Source organism: Arthrobacter sp. UNCCL28 (genome assembly GCF_900102805.1).
GTDB lineage: Bacteria > Actinomycetota > Actinomycetes > Actinomycetales > Micrococcaceae > Arthrobacter > Arthrobacter nicotinovorans_A.
On sequence record NZ_FMWE01000001.1, the window covers coordinates 248,545 to 261,592 of the forward strand.

At 61.4% G+C, this 13,048-nt stretch carries 17 protein-coding genes; 9 read left to right on the forward strand and 8 right to left on the reverse strand.

Annotated elements, in window-relative coordinates; translation table 11 throughout:
- Nucleotides 1–50: 50 nt before the first annotated feature.
- On the forward strand, nucleotides 51–455 hold the full coding sequence (locus BLQ01_RS01075; protein WP_091549777.1) for a VOC family protein: 405 nt from the start codon (nucleotides 51–53) through the stop codon (nucleotides 453–455).
- Nucleotides 452–754 carry a winged helix-turn-helix transcriptional regulator gene (locus tag BLQ01_RS01080; RefSeq protein ID WP_091549778.1) on the forward strand — a complete coding sequence of 101 codons (303 nt, stop codon included), beginning with the start codon at nucleotides 452–454 and terminating at the stop codon, nucleotides 752–754. Before BLQ01_RS01075 ends, BLQ01_RS01080 begins: the two co-directional genes overlap by 4 nt.
- A 41-nt stretch (nucleotides 755–795) precedes the next feature.
- Here the strand turns inward: BLQ01_RS01080 and BLQ01_RS01085 are convergent, their stop codons facing one another.
- The 5 genes from BLQ01_RS01085 to BLQ01_RS01105 form a co-directional block, all read right to left on the reverse strand.
- Complete coding sequence (locus tag BLQ01_RS01085; protein WP_091549779.1) at nucleotides 796–1,599, reverse strand: MerR family transcriptional regulator; 804 nt, start codon at nucleotides 1,597–1,599, stop codon at nucleotides 796–798.
- Between the two features lie 105 nt (nucleotides 1,600–1,704).
- On the reverse strand, nucleotides 1,705–2,241 hold the full coding sequence (locus BLQ01_RS01090; protein ID WP_091549780.1) for a hypothetical protein: 537 nt from the start codon (nucleotides 2,239–2,241) through the stop codon (nucleotides 1,705–1,707).
- A 17-nt stretch (nucleotides 2,242–2,258) separates the two neighbouring features.
- Nucleotides 2,259–2,942: a hypothetical protein gene (locus BLQ01_RS01095; protein WP_254779112.1), complete on the reverse strand. Its 684-nt coding sequence runs from the start codon at nucleotides 2,940–2,942 to the stop codon at nucleotides 2,259–2,261.
- A gap of 97 nt (nucleotides 2,943–3,039) precedes the next feature.
- Entirely contained in the window at nucleotides 3,040–3,573 is a 534-nt protein-coding gene (locus BLQ01_RS01100; RefSeq protein ID WP_091549781.1) for a hypothetical protein, read from the reverse strand.
- A complete protein-coding gene (locus BLQ01_RS01105) occupies nucleotides 3,560–4,027 on the reverse strand; it encodes a MarR family winged helix-turn-helix transcriptional regulator (RefSeq protein ID WP_091549782.1) in 468 nt (155 codons plus the stop codon). The genes BLQ01_RS01100 and BLQ01_RS01105 overlap by 14 nt, the downstream gene beginning before the upstream one ends.
- 63 nt (nucleotides 4,028–4,090) lie before the next feature.
- On the opposite strand from BLQ01_RS01105, the gene BLQ01_RS01110 reads away from it, so the two are divergent.
- Complete coding sequence (locus BLQ01_RS01110) at nucleotides 4,091–4,459, forward strand: VOC family protein (RefSeq protein WP_091549783.1); 369 nt, start codon at nucleotides 4,091–4,093, stop codon at nucleotides 4,457–4,459.
- A 66-nt stretch (nucleotides 4,460–4,525) separates the two neighbouring features.
- Here the strand turns inward: BLQ01_RS01110 and BLQ01_RS01115 are convergent, their stop codons facing one another.
- Nucleotides 4,526–5,302: a helix-turn-helix transcriptional regulator gene (locus tag BLQ01_RS01115; protein WP_026541197.1), complete on the reverse strand. Its 777-nt coding sequence runs from the start codon at nucleotides 5,300–5,302 to the stop codon at nucleotides 4,526–4,528.
- A gap of 49 nt (nucleotides 5,303–5,351) precedes the next feature.
- Here BLQ01_RS01115 and BLQ01_RS01120 point away from each other — a divergent pair, with 49 nt between their 5' ends.
- The 6 genes from BLQ01_RS01120 to BLQ01_RS01145 all read left to right on the forward strand — a co-directional run bounded on the left by BLQ01_RS01120 (nucleotide 5,352) and on the right by BLQ01_RS01145 (nucleotide 11,110).
- Complete coding sequence (locus tag BLQ01_RS01120) at nucleotides 5,352–5,810, forward strand: DUF2000 family protein (protein WP_091549785.1); 459 nt, start codon at nucleotides 5,352–5,354, stop codon at nucleotides 5,808–5,810.
- 47 nt (nucleotides 5,811–5,857) lie between these two features.
- Nucleotides 5,858–6,223, forward strand: coding sequence for a cupin domain-containing protein (locus BLQ01_RS01125; RefSeq protein WP_091549786.1), 366 nt, complete (start codon nucleotides 5,858–5,860; stop codon nucleotides 6,221–6,223).
- Between the two features lie 108 nt (nucleotides 6,224–6,331).
- Nucleotides 6,332–6,544 carry a DUF4177 domain-containing protein gene (locus BLQ01_RS01130; RefSeq protein ID WP_011775776.1) on the forward strand — a complete coding sequence of 71 codons (213 nt, stop codon included), beginning with the start codon at nucleotides 6,332–6,334 and terminating at the stop codon, nucleotides 6,542–6,544.
- A gap of 363 nt (nucleotides 6,545–6,907) precedes the next feature.
- Nucleotides 6,908–8,536 carry a TROVE domain-containing protein gene (locus BLQ01_RS01135; protein WP_254779115.1) on the forward strand — a complete coding sequence of 543 codons (1,629 nt, stop codon included), beginning with the start codon at nucleotides 6,908–6,910 and terminating at the stop codon, nucleotides 8,534–8,536.
- A complete protein-coding gene (locus BLQ01_RS01140) occupies nucleotides 8,526–8,738 on the forward strand; it encodes a hypothetical protein (protein ID WP_026541193.1) in 213 nt (70 codons plus the stop codon). The genes BLQ01_RS01135 and BLQ01_RS01140 overlap by 11 nt, the downstream gene beginning before the upstream one ends.
- 164 nt (nucleotides 8,739–8,902) lie before the next feature.
- Nucleotides 8,903–11,110 (forward strand): S8 family serine peptidase, encoded by a 2,208-nt coding sequence (locus tag BLQ01_RS01145; protein WP_091549788.1) that lies wholly within the window; start codon nucleotides 8,903–8,905, stop codon nucleotides 11,108–11,110.
- A 42-nt stretch (nucleotides 11,111–11,152) separates the two neighbouring features.
- Here the strand turns inward: BLQ01_RS01145 and BLQ01_RS01150 are convergent, their stop codons facing one another.
- Entirely contained in the window at nucleotides 11,153–12,007 is an 855-nt protein-coding gene (locus tag BLQ01_RS01150; RefSeq protein WP_091549789.1) for a hypothetical protein, read from the reverse strand.
- Nucleotides 11,952–12,986 carry a type IV toxin-antitoxin system AbiEi family antitoxin gene (locus tag BLQ01_RS01155; RefSeq protein ID WP_175493314.1) on the reverse strand — a complete coding sequence of 345 codons (1,035 nt, stop codon included), beginning with the start codon at nucleotides 12,984–12,986 and terminating at the stop codon, nucleotides 11,952–11,954. Before BLQ01_RS01155 ends, BLQ01_RS01150 begins: the two co-directional genes overlap by 56 nt.
- Between the last annotated feature and the right edge of the window lie 62 nt (nucleotides 12,987–13,048).

Here is a 13,048-nt window from a genome sequence, read left to right on the forward strand (position 1 = left end):
CGCTTTCCCAGGGTCTTGACGGGGCACTTGCATTTTGCAAGTATGACCGCATGAGCCTCTTTATAACTTGCCCCGTTGACAGCGTCGACCGCGCAACCGCGTTTTACACAGCCCTCGGCTGGACCCTGAACACCAAAATGTCCGATCACAACGTGTCATGCTTTGAGATCGCGTCCGAGCAGTACCTCATGCTCGGCAGCCGGGAGATGTACGCAAGCGTCGGCGGCGCCGAGGAGCTGGTCGGCGGACCCGACACCCCCTCCAAGGTCACTGTCTCCTTCGACCTCGACAGCCGGGAAGCGGTGGACGAACTCATCGAACGTGCCAGCGCAGCCGGCGGCCGGATCGGTGACACCGACGACTATCCCTTCATGTACCAGCGCCAGTTCGATGACCCCGACGGCTACCACTACTCGCCGTTTTGGATGAAGCCGGACTCCGATCCGACCGCGTGAGCAAACTCGCCGCCGCCCTCGACATTGTCGGAGCGCGGTGGGCTCTGCTCATCGTTGAGCGGCTGCTTGACGGGCCACAGCGTTACGGCGATCTGCAGCGCGACCTCGGAGTGCCTACCAACATGCTCGCGACCCGACTCCGCGAGCTAGAGGCCGCCGGAGTGCTGTCCCGACTGCCCCTCCGCCACAACACCCGGGCGTACGCGCTGACCGATAGGGGTTACGCCCTGCGCGAGGCGATCATCGCGCTGGAACGCTGGGTTGGCGAGGAAAAGCCCGGAAGCGCACCGGAAACCTAGGAGTGCACCGGAGTCCTAAGAGACCGTCACAAGAAGGAGGCTTAGTCCCGCCGAACAGGCTGCTGCAACTCGGTCACCCAGTCGGACTGATCCTCTGAAATCGCTCGAACGTATACTTCGCGGCAGGGACCTGAGTGGACAAGCCCTCGAGCGAAGACCTCAGCGTGGAGCGCCTGCCAGCTTTCTGCAATGTGCTCCATGGAGCCAAGGTGGACGCCGCAGACGGCGTTTTCAACAGCAGGCAGGTCGATAATTTCGATGCCGTCGCGCGAGGGTCCGTTGTAGGCGTAGCCGGCGATGATTTCCAGGCCCTCTTCGACCGTCTCATACGACGCCACTGGCGTCTCCAGGGTTCCACGCTCATCGCCGATGATCCGGGAAACGGCGTCAAAGGCCGGACCCACTACATTTGCCACCTCTGGTTGGTCCGCCACGACAGCGCGGCGGGCCGCGAGGCGGACAGCGGGCAGGGGCTTTTCAATGATTTCGATCTGGGACATGTGATTCTCTTTCTCGATGAAATGGAGCCGCCTTTGCACGTCCACGAGTCGGCCGGCAGCGATCCTGTACTCCTGCTCAACCTCTGCGCGGCGAATCCGCAACAACGCTGCGATGCGATCGGCCTCGACGCCCTGGTCAAGAATCGACGAGATGTCGTTGAGGCCGAAGCCAAGCTGGCGCAGGGCAACAATTCGATGCAGACGCTCAAGTTGAGAGGGATCATATGATCGGTAGCCGCTGAACTCGTCAACGTGGGCTGGCACCAGCAGACCGGCGGTGTCCCAGTGCCGCAGCATCCTGTGGGTCACCTGCCCGATCTGCGCGAAAGCTCCGATGGATAACATGTTCCCAGTTCTCCCGCCTTCCACAGTGTCAGAGTCAAGTGTCACCCGAATCGCAAGGGTCTTGCCGGTTCGCAGCCCCAGGAATTAAGGGATCCTGCAACTGCCCTATCCCGCCCGCGGAGTCCCCTGAACCAGCTCCTGGCCCACCCTCGGCACAGCCGAAGGGCTCGGCACAGCCGAAGGGCTCGGCACAGCCGAAGCGCTCGGTACGGAACCCGGCCACTCGCCGTATCGGGCCTCCAGATCCGCACCCATCAAGCTGACTGCTGAGCCGGCGTACTCGATGGAGCCGACCCCCAGGCGTTCAAGGGCGGCCGCAGTTGTTGCGGCCGTGTGACCCGCCCCGTGCACGCCCAACGTGACGTATTTCTCCGGGGCATCCTCGTCCTGGGACCATACCTGGGCCAAGGCCTGGTCCAGGAGCGCTGCCTCATCACCGGCGAAAGCCTCGGAGAGCTCCACATTCACCGAAAGGTACGGGGTAAATCCGTCGTAGGCCCTGCCGATACGCGCCGTTACCCCGGGTGTTTTGGCAATCTCGGCTTCGGCCTCGGCGGTGCTGCGACGAGGCTCGGAATTGTCGCCGGGCACTGTGCAGCCAGCCAACAGTGCAGAGCACAGCAACAGGACGGCAATGCCCATGCGTGGGCGTCTTACCCTCACTTGCCTGCAGGATCGAGGTCGGTGCGTTCAGCGATAACAATGTCCTTCGCGTCAGTGACGTCAGAGGGCTCCGGCGCCGGTACAAACAAGGCCATGGGAAGGCTGACCCCCGAGCATTCCGAGTCGGCGATCCCCGCTATGGACTCAACGCGCAGGGTGCCATCGGTCAGGCGCTCCATACGGTACTCCACGCCGAAGCCTTTCAACTCGGCGGGCACGTCGCCCTTCTCCGATGACCATTCAGATGCCCGGCAACCCCTTACCGCCGCCCGGTCAGGATTGCCCCTGAAGTCCGGTGTCACCGATAGGGGCAAGAACGGTGTTGGTCCGGGAAGAATGTCCGGGCGTCGTCTTTGCTTGACGTCCTCGAATGCCGGCCGGGCTGCGCGGCTTCGTACATCCCTGCTGGCCGTCTGGACGAGTTCGGGAATTGAGAAATCGTTGATGTTGCGGGCCACGGCCTCAGCCTCGAGAAACTTCCTCGTGGCCTGTACCCAAGGGTCGGCTTCAAGGGGTCCGCTGGGCGCAGCGCCCTGCCACTCGACTTCGGGGTAGGGTGGCGCCGGCCGCTTCACAACCCTGCACCCGGCAAGCCCGCCGGCCGTAACTGCGGCGAGCACCACCACAGCGGTGCCTGAAAGCAACCGGTGGTGCCGACGTCGTGAATCTGTACTGAGCATTAAATCCCCCAAATTGTCCCGGGTTTTTCCCGGGGCATATCCACCCTAGACGCGAAGAGGGGAGGCTGCGATGGGCACAGCAATCCATGCGTCGGGTTCAGCGATATGAAATGAGCGACGCCGGGAGGCTGGGAACCGTTGCGGGCCAGGTGCCGTACCGGTCATCCAAGTCCTGGTTGGCAAGCTCCAAGGAGGACCCGCCGCCGTACTCTGCCGAGTCGATGTTCAGCGTCGCCAACAACGCCTTGGTTGTCCCGGTGTCCTGCCCGGGTCCTTCGAAGGTGAAGCGGACCAAGCGTCCGCGGTCCAGCTCGTTCTGGGAAGCGAGCTGCGCCAGCGAGTAGTCAATAAGAGCCGCGGGGTCTCCGGTGAAGGCGGGTGTCACGGAGAGCGTTGCAATGACATAGGCGGTGGTGCCGTCCCAAGCGCGGGCAGCGTCAAATTGGGCGCCCGGGATCTGGGCTACTGCTGCCTCCGCGTTGGACATTGAGCGCGGAGCGACCGTGCCCGCGGAGGTCGGCGCGGCGGTGGGTTGGGTGTCTGTGGCTTGGTTCCCGGTGGTGCAGCCACTGAGCAGCGCCACGATTGCCATGGCAGCGACGCCGAGCCGGATGGTTCTACTGATGCTCATGTTTTTCATCCTGGGTCTCGTCACGAAGGGACTGGATCATGCTTTGCAGTGCCTGGAAAGCGGTGGCTTGTTCGTCGGGGGCCATACCACCGAGCATCTTGTTCTCGACAGCCCGGACCGCGGCGCTCGCTTTTTCCAGTTTCTGACGGCCCAGCGGTGTCAGTTGCGTGGGAAGCACTTTGCCTACGCGTGCCTCCTCGGGGCGGGTTACGTCGCCGTCGCGTTCCAACGCCTGGAGCAGCACGTTCATGGACTGGCGGGTGACGAACGCGCCCCGGGCCAGTTCAGAGTTCGACAGGCCCGGGCGTTGTGAAAGAAGTTCCAGGCAGGAGTAGTGGGTGATCGTCATCCCGAGTGGCCTCAGGGCCGCTTCCATGGAGGCACGCAAGGCACTCGATGCTTCTTTCAGCAGATACCCCAGCGAGGTGGTGAGGTCGATCCCGCGTTGACTCATGTCAGTATTCTGACATAGCTTTGATGTGTCAGATAACTGACACGGAAACCAAAGGAGCATCACATGCCCGTTACAGGCCCCGACTTCATCTCCCTCCAGACGCGCGACCTCGACGCGTCTCAGGCGTTCTATGAGCAGTACCTCGGCCTTGTCCGCTCGCAGGCAGGCCCGCCCCACGCCGTCGTGATTGACACAAAGCCGATCGCTTTCGCCCTCCGTACCATCGCCCCCGGGACGGACCTGACGTCGGTTGACCAGCCGGGTGTTGGTGCCTCAATCTGGCTGCACGCCACTGATGTCCAAGCCATCCATGATGCTTTGCTCGTCGATGGGCACACCATAGTCACGGCGCCAATCGATGGCCCATTTGGCCGCACCTTCACCTTCGCCGATCCTGACGGCTACCACGTGACGCTTCACGACCGGTCCTAGCGCCTCTAGTGGGGGCCGGCGGAACTTGGCCCGCGGACCTTGGACCCGCGGACCTTGGGTCGGCGATCAGGCGGTGAATGCTCCCGGAGTCGTCCCGAGAACACGCCGGAAGTGCCTGGTGAGGTGGGATTGATCGTGGAAGCCCGCCTCGACGGCTGCTTCTGCTGCCGGGCGGCCATCCAGCAGCAGGCGTCTGGCCCGGTCCACGCGGCGACCCGTGACGTAGCGGTAGGGGGCGATGCCGTACGCCTTGGAGAACGCGCGCACCAGGTGGCTGGGATGGGCGCCCAGTAATTGAGCGGCCTCTGCAATGGTGAATGAGTCGAGCAGCCGGTCATCCAGCATCTCCCGCAGCTTGCGGGCCAGGGGAGCGTCGCGCGCGGGCGACGACGGCGTTCCCAAGTGCGAACGCACGGTGTCCCGAAGGGCGAGGACGCCGCATTCGGCTTCCATTGCATCTGCCGGCAAGGACAGTGCGGCGTGGATGCCGGTCACGGCTGCCACTGTCTGCGGGTCAACCATCAGCGGCTGTGCCACTGCGGCTTCTGCTGCTTTGGCGGGGAGCCAGTCCTCACTCATGTAGAGGACCCGCTTGCGGAATGATTCACCCCCGACGGCGGAGCGTCCGTCGTGCGGGACATGCGGCGGTAGCAGGGTAATTGAGGCGGGAACTGCGTGATGCTCGGTGCGGCCAAGATCGTAAGTCACCGCGCCCTTATCGATCAGGAGCACCGTCCAGTCCTCATGGGTATGTGACGGGTAGCTGTGGTCCTCGAATGTGGCATGCAGCACCTCGCGCACGTACGGCACTGCCGGATGCCATGCGTGTACTGAGTTGCCCATGCAAGAAATGTACAAGACCGCCCTTCCCGTTGGCCGCCATGCTGGGTTCATGCACGAAAACTCAACCGCAGTCATCGATTCGCCTTCTCCCGCGACCGTTCGTTTCGACACAAAGGTAGTGGTGGTCCTCAGTGAGGACCTTCTGCCATGGCAAGAGCTCAACGTGACAGCGTTCCTCATGAGCGCCATTGCCACCAGTGCCCCTGGCCTGACAGGGGAGCCCTACCAGGACCGGGACGGCAACAGCTACCTTCCCATGCTTCGTCAGCCGGTCCTGGTTCTCGCAGCTGGATCAGAACTTCTGGCCGCAGCCCGGGAACGCGCAATTTCCCGTGAAATTCCCGTCGCACTGTACACGCGCGACCTATTTTCCACGGGTCACGATGAGGCCAACCGCGCAGCCGTGGCAGCCGTCGCTGCCCGGGATCTGGATCTGGTGGGGATCGCCATTCGTGGACCCAAGAATGTTGTTGACCGGATCGTCAAGGGCGCCCGAATGCATGCGTAAAAAACCCGGCGCCCGGAATGAAGACCCCCAAGAAAGAGCTGACTAACATGACCAATCTGGTTCGCAACATCAATACCGCCCTTGATTCGATCTCTGAGCACTGGCAGCCGCACAGGCTGACCAGCATCAACGACTACGACGTAAAAGTGGTGAAGATCCAGGGAGAATTTGTCTGGCACACCCATCCGGATACAGATGAACTGTTCATGGTCATCAGCGGCAATCTCACCATTCAGCTCCGTGACGGCGACGTGCAGCTCGGGCCGAACGATGTCTATGTGGTTCCCAAAGGAATTGAGCACTGCCCCAAGGCTGAAAACGAAGTCCAGGCATTGTTGTTCGAGCCCAAGGGCACTGTCAACACCGGTGATGTTGGTGGTGAAATGACGGCAAAGCTGCGCGAACTGGGGTGAAAGCCCAAGGTTCCCCACCGGCGTCGAGTAGCCTTGCACGCAACCATCCAGCAACACGCAACCGGCCACTAAAGAGTTGGCTGGCCAGCAAAGAAGGAAGTGGTGCAAATGCAGCAATACGTCGTTCTCCAAGTGATCCTGAAAGAGAAAATGTGGGGCGCCGGTTCCGGCAATCTTCCCTCTTTGGAAAAGGCCATCAACGATCAAGCCGCCAAGGGCTACCGGTTGCACACCATCACCACGGCCAGCAGCGGGAGTAAGGGCGTGATCGGCGGGGGCGACCGCATTCAGGCGACCATGGTGTTCGAACGCATTGGGTAGGGCCTTCCGGCCGTTCCGATTTACCTCGCTTTGCCCCTTCCGCGCAGGGGTGTAATGCATTACACTCCCATTAGTGAGTGGGCCGGAAATTGTCGGTTAACTGGTTTGCAGGTTCGATCCCTGCCCTTGCCGCCTTGACTTGTCGGGGCGGTAAGAGATCCGGCGGTTACCAACACGTCCACTCGCGCGAAACTGAAAGTGGCGGCGGGCCGGAGAGACTCGGTTACCTCTGTTATAGGACCCAAAGGTCGCGGGTTCGAATCCCGCCCGGAGTTCGCTCCGGTAGCTCAGATGGGTAGAGCGCTGGGCATCCCGGGACTCACAAACATGCCCGCCGCCACTTTCACTAATGGGAGGATTACTGTGGCCGATGCACTAAGCGCAATTAACCTACGGGCTACGCCCCAGTCGCAGCCCTCTGATTCACGCCAGGTTCCCAACAGCGCCGGCGGTCATGCCTTCACAGTTGCGCCCTTGGAGCGCCTGCGTCGCTTTCTGGTACTTGGCACCGACGGCGGCACATACTACGGTTCCGAGCACGCCCTGACGGTGGAAAACGCCGACGTCGTTCTCGGATGGGCTCGCGAAAGGACCGCCGAACTTGTGGACGAGGTTGTCTCGATCTCCACGGCCGGGCGCGCACCGCGGAACAATCCGGCACTCTTCTGCCTGGCAGCTGCCACGGCTCTGGGCGATCCGGATGGCCGGCAGCTCGCGTTGGCGGCTCTGTCCAAGGTGGCCCGTACCGGAACCCATTTGTTCCTCTTCGCCGGATATGTGGAGCAGTTCAGGGGCTGGGGACGCGGCCTGCGCCGCGCAGTTGCTGACTGGTACGTCGCCAAGCCAGTGGACGAGGTTGCCTACCAGGCTGTGAAGTACAGGCAGCGCGGCGGCTGGACGCATAGGGACCTTCTACGCCTGGCGCACCCCTCTACAGCAGAAGCGGACCGGAAGCAGCTCTTCGACTGGATCTGCGGCCGCGGCACTGATGGCCCGCAGATCATTGAGGGGTTCGAGAAGGCTCAGGCTGCCTCGACGCCCACCGAATGGGTCGCCCTTCTGGAGGACTACCCGCAGTTGTCATGGGAAATGCTGCCAAACGCTGCCCTGAGGGAACCGGCTGTGTGGACCAAGCTTCTGAATAACGGCATCCCGCAGACGGCACTGATGCGGCAGCTACCTCGGCTGACGCGCCTCGGCCTCCTGGCGCCGATGTCCGAAACGCTCGACGCCGTCACCGGCCAGCTTACGGACAGCACCAGGCTGCGTAACGCCCGGGTCCATCCAGTCAATGTGCTGGTGGCTGCCCGTACCTACGCTTCTGGCTCGTCTGCACGCGGAAAGTCCTCGTGGGAACCGGTGGGACAGGTAGTTGATGCCCTTGACGCTGCCTTCTATGCTTCCTTTGCCACCGTAACGCCTGCCAACAAGCGGACGTTGCTCGCCTTGGACGTATCAGGCTCAATGACCATGCCCGTCTCGGGTTTGCCAATTACAGCCCGGGAAGTCTCGGCGGCGATGGCTTTGGTGACAGCAGCAACGGAGCCGAAGACCACCACTCTCGGCTTTACGTCCAACTCGAGCAATGCGAAAAAAGGTCTGTTCCAGCGCAATGTGCCACTGGATGGGATCTCGCCGCTGCCAATTTCGTCCCGGCAGAGGCTGGATGACGTTCTCAACACGATCTCAGGGCTGCCGTTCGGCGGTACCGACTGTGCCCTCCCGATGTTGTGGGCCATGGCCAACAAGGTCAAGGTGGACACGTTCGTCATCTATACGGACAACGAGACGTGGGCAGGACACATTCATCCACATGAGGCTCTGCGCAGGTACCGGGAATGGTCCGGGATTGATGCCCGGCTGGCCGTGGTCGGATTGACGTCCACTGACTTCAGCATCGCCGATCCTTCCGATCCGGGCATGCTGGACATTGCCGGCTTCGACGCGTCGTTGCCCACATTGTTGAGCGACTTTTCGGCCCGTGTCATCTGACTCAAGCATTCAACAGGCCCGCGAGCATCACCGCCGCGCTGCCGATGCCCTTGCGCTCGCGGAAAGGCATCGGCAGCAGCGGGATGCATTTATTCGCCGCGCCCGCCAGGAAGACCCGGCCCGCTGGTCCTACGCAGCCTTGGCTGCGGCCGTCGGCTGCAGCAAAGAACTGATCGCCGCCATCGTCAAGGGCCGTGTCTGAAGCCTCGGCTTTATGGGCCTCGCTTCGCCGGCACAGTCACAAACTGCGATTCTTACCACTTAAAGCCGGGAGTCAGCTTACAATTCCTTGGGGGTCAACTGGTGGTCTCCAGTTGCCCGCAATCAGCCGCTCAGGGTTTGTTGCGATGTCCCAAGGATGCCCCGATGGTAAATGACACCCGAATCCGGTCCCTGAGAGCTGCAGGTCTGGCGCTCACTACTCTTCTGATCGGTGGTGGCTTGGCGGTCCAGCCAGCCGCAGCAGACACCGTGGACATTGTTCCAGCAGGGCCCCAGGTTCTGAAGCCCGCCCCCGAATCTCCCACGGATCAGTTCATTGTGGGAATGAAGGATGCAACAGCCCAGTCCGCCGACAAAGCAGTGCGCGATGTTGCAGGCAAAGCCGCCACCGCCCTTGGCGCTGTGGCGGAGACCTCCCGCCTGAACGCCGCTGGCGGACATGTCATCAAACTGGACAAGTCGCTTTCGGCCGCCGAATCTGCCCAATTCGTCAAAACTTTGCGCACGGATCCATCGATTTCCTACGCGGAGCCCGATGACATCATGCATCCCACCGCTGATGCGAGTGACCCCGGATTCCCCGAGCAGTGGAACCTGAAGGGTCCGAACAGCATCAATGCCGCGGGGGCTTGGGATTACGTCAAGGGCGAGAACGTTGTTGTTGCCGTGGTGGACAGTGGGATCACCCGGCACGAGGATCTGGATGCGAACGTCCTGCCCGGCTATGACATGATCTCCTACGCCGAAGACGCACGGGACGGCGATGGCCGTGACCCGGACCCCACCGATCAGGGTGACTGGGAGCCTGCCGGCGTGTGCGAGGTTGGAAGTCCGGCTCAGAACTCGTCCTGGCATGGCACCCATGTGGCCGGGATCATCGCCGCTGTTGCGAACAACGGTCAAGGCGTCACCGGTGTTGCACCGAATGCGAAGATCCTTCCCGTCAGGGCGCTGAGCTATTGCGGCGGCTACACCTCCGACATCGCGGACGCCATCATTTGGGCCGCGGGCGGAGTTGTTACCGGAGCGCCGGCCAACCCCAACCCGGCCCGTGTCATTAACCTGAGCCTCGGCGGTATCAAGCCCTGCTCTGCTACGTACCAAAACGCCATTAATTTTGCACGTAACGCTGGCGCTGCCGTTGTGGTTTCGGCAGGAAACTCCAACCGTCCCGCTGCCGATGCAAGCCCGGCCAACTGCGAAAACGTCATCACCGTGGCCGCCAGCAACGCCTCCGGTGCCCGCGCCCAGTACTCAAACTACGGTAGTGCAGTGGACGTCACCGCCCCTGGCGGCGACATGAGCCAGGCTGCCGAAAACGGAATCCTGTCTACCTTCAACTTCGGAAAAACCGCCAGCGCCGGATCTGCCTACGCCTGGATGCAGGGAACCTCCATGGCGGCTCCCCAGGTTGCCGGGCTGGCGGCGTTGCTGATCTCGGCCGAGGGCAGCAGCCTCACACCCGCCCAGATAGAGCAGCAACTCAAAGCCACCTCACGGCCACTTCCGGCGGGATGCCCTGCCGGCTGCGGTGCCGGCCTAGTTGATGCGAATAAAGCACTCGCCACGTACGGTGGCAGTGCCCCGGTCAACAGGAGGAAAATCACCGATTTCGACGGCGACTCCCGCAGCGACGTCCTGGCCCGCGACTCCAGCGGCCGGTTGTGGCTGTACTCGGGCAACGGGTACCTCGGCTGGCTCGGCGTCCGTCAGATCGGTTCGGGCTGGAATTCAATGACCGCTATCGAGTCTCCCGGTGACTTTGACGGCGACGGCAATGCCGATGTTCTGGCCCGCGATTCCAGCGGTCGGTTGTGGCTTTACCCGGGCAACGGATCCGGCGGTTGGCTTCCTGCCCGACAAATCGGATCCGGCTGGAACGTCATGACGGCCATTGAAGCTCCCGGAGATTTCAATGGGGACTACAAGGCCGATGTTATTGCCCGCGACTCCGCCGGCGTCCTGTGGCTCTACCCGGGCAATGGCTCGGGTGGTTGGCTTCCTGCCCGCCAGATCGGCCAGGGCTGGAACGTCATGACGGCCATTGAAGGTGTGGGTGACTTCAACGGAGACGGCAAGGCAGACGTTGTGGCGCGCAACGGCTCCGGAGCGCTTCTGCTTTACCCGGGCAATGGCTCCGGTGGTTGGCTTGCAGGAGGCCAGATCGGCCAGGGATGGAACATCATGACCGCCATCGAATCTCCCGGCGACTTCAACGGAGACGGCACCGTGGACCTTCTGGGCCGCGCCAGCAACGGGGACCTGGTTCTCTACGGTGGCAACGGATCCGGCGGCTGGATCTATGCCACTCAGGTGGGATCCGGATGGAACATCATGACGGCAATCCTCTGAAATACCTCCGTCGGCGCCATTGGCGCCGACGGAGGTATTTCGCTAATAGCCCAGGCCCTTCGTCAGCGCCGAGAATCGGTCGACGGCTTCGGAACGCCTGTCGATTAGCATTTCCGGGAACAGTCCGCGGTGAAGGTCGTTGACAAACCGGTCAACGTCGAGACCATGGACCTTGTCCATGAGCCTGGCGTGTTCTTGGAATTCAAGAACAGATGCCAGATGCCTCCCGAACAGTTCAGTCAGAGTCTTCGACATGTCATGACCGTAAGCAGCGAGTAGATCGAATTCGTGGTCGTAGATGTGGGTTTCATCGGTCGCCGTCGGAACCAACCAGGTGAGTGCTGTTCCAATGTCCTCCGCATCCTTCGTCTTGTACCACTTGGAGCGGTCGGCCAAAGCCTCCAGTTTCAGGACGACATAGAAGGATGGGTCCACGACACGCACAGCGCCCACTTTTGGAAGAATGAACCATTCGGAGGCCTTGAACGCCGTTCTGTAACCCAAGACGTTAATTTCCTGGTCGCCCTTCGGAGTCTGGACGACTCCGCTGGGTTGCTCCAGTACTCCGAAGGGAATGACGTCTACGGGGACGTTCTCGACGCGGAATCGGATCGCTGACTTGCTACTGTCCAGAAGCTCGTAAGTGGTACTTAGATTTTCGATGCCAGCCCACGACTGCATGGTCAGTGCGACGTCAATGTCGCTCGTGGTACTGAGCTTGACAGGGTCCTTCCCGAAGCTTCTATGAAGCAGGTTCCGCGCCTCCGCCCCTACCACCATGAAGTCGTCCGTGGTTACGTCTGTTTGTTGGATTATGGACTCTAAAACCAAGCCCAACGGATCAAAGTGAGCCGCCGCGTAGCCACTGAAGTTCAGGTTCCTCTTGGAGGTAAACACGGGCTGCCTCCTGTTCACGTTGATCGAGTGATGAGCTTAGATCGGCGTACACAAGGAGGGGCGGCGCCGTGTTTTGTTCGCCGGCTCTATGTGGCCCTTCGAGGAATTCGGCTGGCGGGCTTCTCCAGAATTTTTTGCGTACCTCGACGTTTGGCGATTCGCTCTTCCTAAGTCTGGAAGCTCGAACCAAATCGTCACTGAGCTCAGCAACGTAGGCGGCTCCTATGCGCGGCCTGATGAGCCATGGAACTGCGAATCCCCCTCCGAGAGTCGTGTTGGCCTCCAAAACCTCAAGAAGCGGTGTTTCCATTGTGGCTATGTGCAGCGACGGACCGAGTCTATTGCGATAGGCAGCCAGCCAAGCGTGGGCGATGATTGACCGTCCCGAACCCATCCAGCGGCGGCCATGCACCATCTCGATTTCTTCAAGGTGGCGGAGGGTGCGCGGGACGAGTCCGAGGGAGACCCCGGCGACATCAGCAATGAGCCTGGACGGTGCAGCAAGAAGCTTGGGCCAATTAAGTATGCAAAAGACCAGCTGGGCAGTTTTCGTTGAGGTGAGGTCAATGCTGCGGCCCTTATTGTGCTCTCGAAGCCAGGCTTTGGACACCCCATCCGAGTTGCCCCCCGGGAGGCCTTCAACTTCAAGTACTACGCCGGGAGAACGAAGACTCAGCCGTCCAGTGAGATCGGCGTGGTTGATGGAGAGTCTGCGAAGTTCCGAACTCGTGGTCGGCCCGATTTTGGGGGCCAGTACGAAGTCGGCGTCTGCATCGCGAGCAACCTTCGTGATGAGGCTGATCGGCAGGGGGTATTGAGCGATTTCGATACAGGTTTGGGTGAAAGCGAGTCCATCGAGCGAAAAGAACAGCAGATAGGTTGGAAGATCTGCGCTGGTCTTCGGCGGACCCAGATCAACCCGCCACCCTCTTTCGCGGAGCACCTCTTGGAAGGAGTGGAACATCGAGCCTGTATCCATGTTCAATATTCTAACTCGTTCAATGGCATTGAACAGCGAGAAATTTTGAACAGGTACCTGCC

What these genes read in the sequence shown, in the direction of transcription:
- BLQ01_RS01075 (WP_091549777.1), top strand. Translation starts at nt 51, where the DNA reads ATGAGCCTCTTTATAACTTGCCCCGTTGACAGCGTCGACCGCGCAACC.
- BLQ01_RS01085 (WP_091549779.1), bottom strand. Translation starts at nt 1,599, where the DNA reads ATGTTATCCATCGGAGCTTTCGCGCAGATCGGGCAGGTGACCCACAGG.
- BLQ01_RS01090 (WP_091549780.1), bottom strand. Translation starts at nt 2,241, where the DNA reads ATGGGCATTGCCGTCCTGTTGCTGTGCTCTGCACTGTTGGCTGGCTGC.
- BLQ01_RS01095 (WP_254779112.1), bottom strand. Translation starts at nt 2,942, where the DNA reads ATGCTCAGTACAGATTCACGACGTCGGCACCACCGGTTGCTTTCAGGC.
- BLQ01_RS01100 (WP_091549781.1), bottom strand. Translation starts at nt 3,573, where the DNA reads ATGAGCATCAGTAGAACCATCCGGCTCGGCGTCGCTGCCATGGCAATC.
- BLQ01_RS01105 (WP_091549782.1), bottom strand. Translation starts at nt 4,027, where the DNA reads ATGAGTCAACGCGGGATCGACCTCACCACCTCGCTGGGGTATCTGCTG.
- BLQ01_RS01110 (WP_091549783.1), top strand. Translation starts at nt 4,091, where the DNA reads ATGCCCGTTACAGGCCCCGACTTCATCTCCCTCCAGACGCGCGACCTC.
- BLQ01_RS01115 (WP_026541197.1), bottom strand. Translation starts at nt 5,302, where the DNA reads ATGGGCAACTCAGTACACGCATGGCATCCGGCAGTGCCGTACGTGCGC.
- BLQ01_RS01120 (WP_091549785.1), top strand. Translation starts at nt 5,352, where the DNA reads ATGCACGAAAACTCAACCGCAGTCATCGATTCGCCTTCTCCCGCGACC.
- BLQ01_RS01125 (WP_091549786.1), top strand. Translation starts at nt 5,858, where the DNA reads ATGACCAATCTGGTTCGCAACATCAATACCGCCCTTGATTCGATCTCT.
- BLQ01_RS01130 (WP_011775776.1), top strand. Translation starts at nt 6,332, where the DNA reads ATGCAGCAATACGTCGTTCTCCAAGTGATCCTGAAAGAGAAAATGTGG.
- BLQ01_RS01145 (WP_091549788.1), top strand. Translation starts at nt 8,903, where the DNA reads ATGGTAAATGACACCCGAATCCGGTCCCTGAGAGCTGCAGGTCTGGCG.
- BLQ01_RS01155 (WP_175493314.1), bottom strand. Translation starts at nt 12,986, where the DNA reads ATGGATACAGGCTCGATGTTCCACTCCTTCCAAGAGGTGCTCCGCGAA.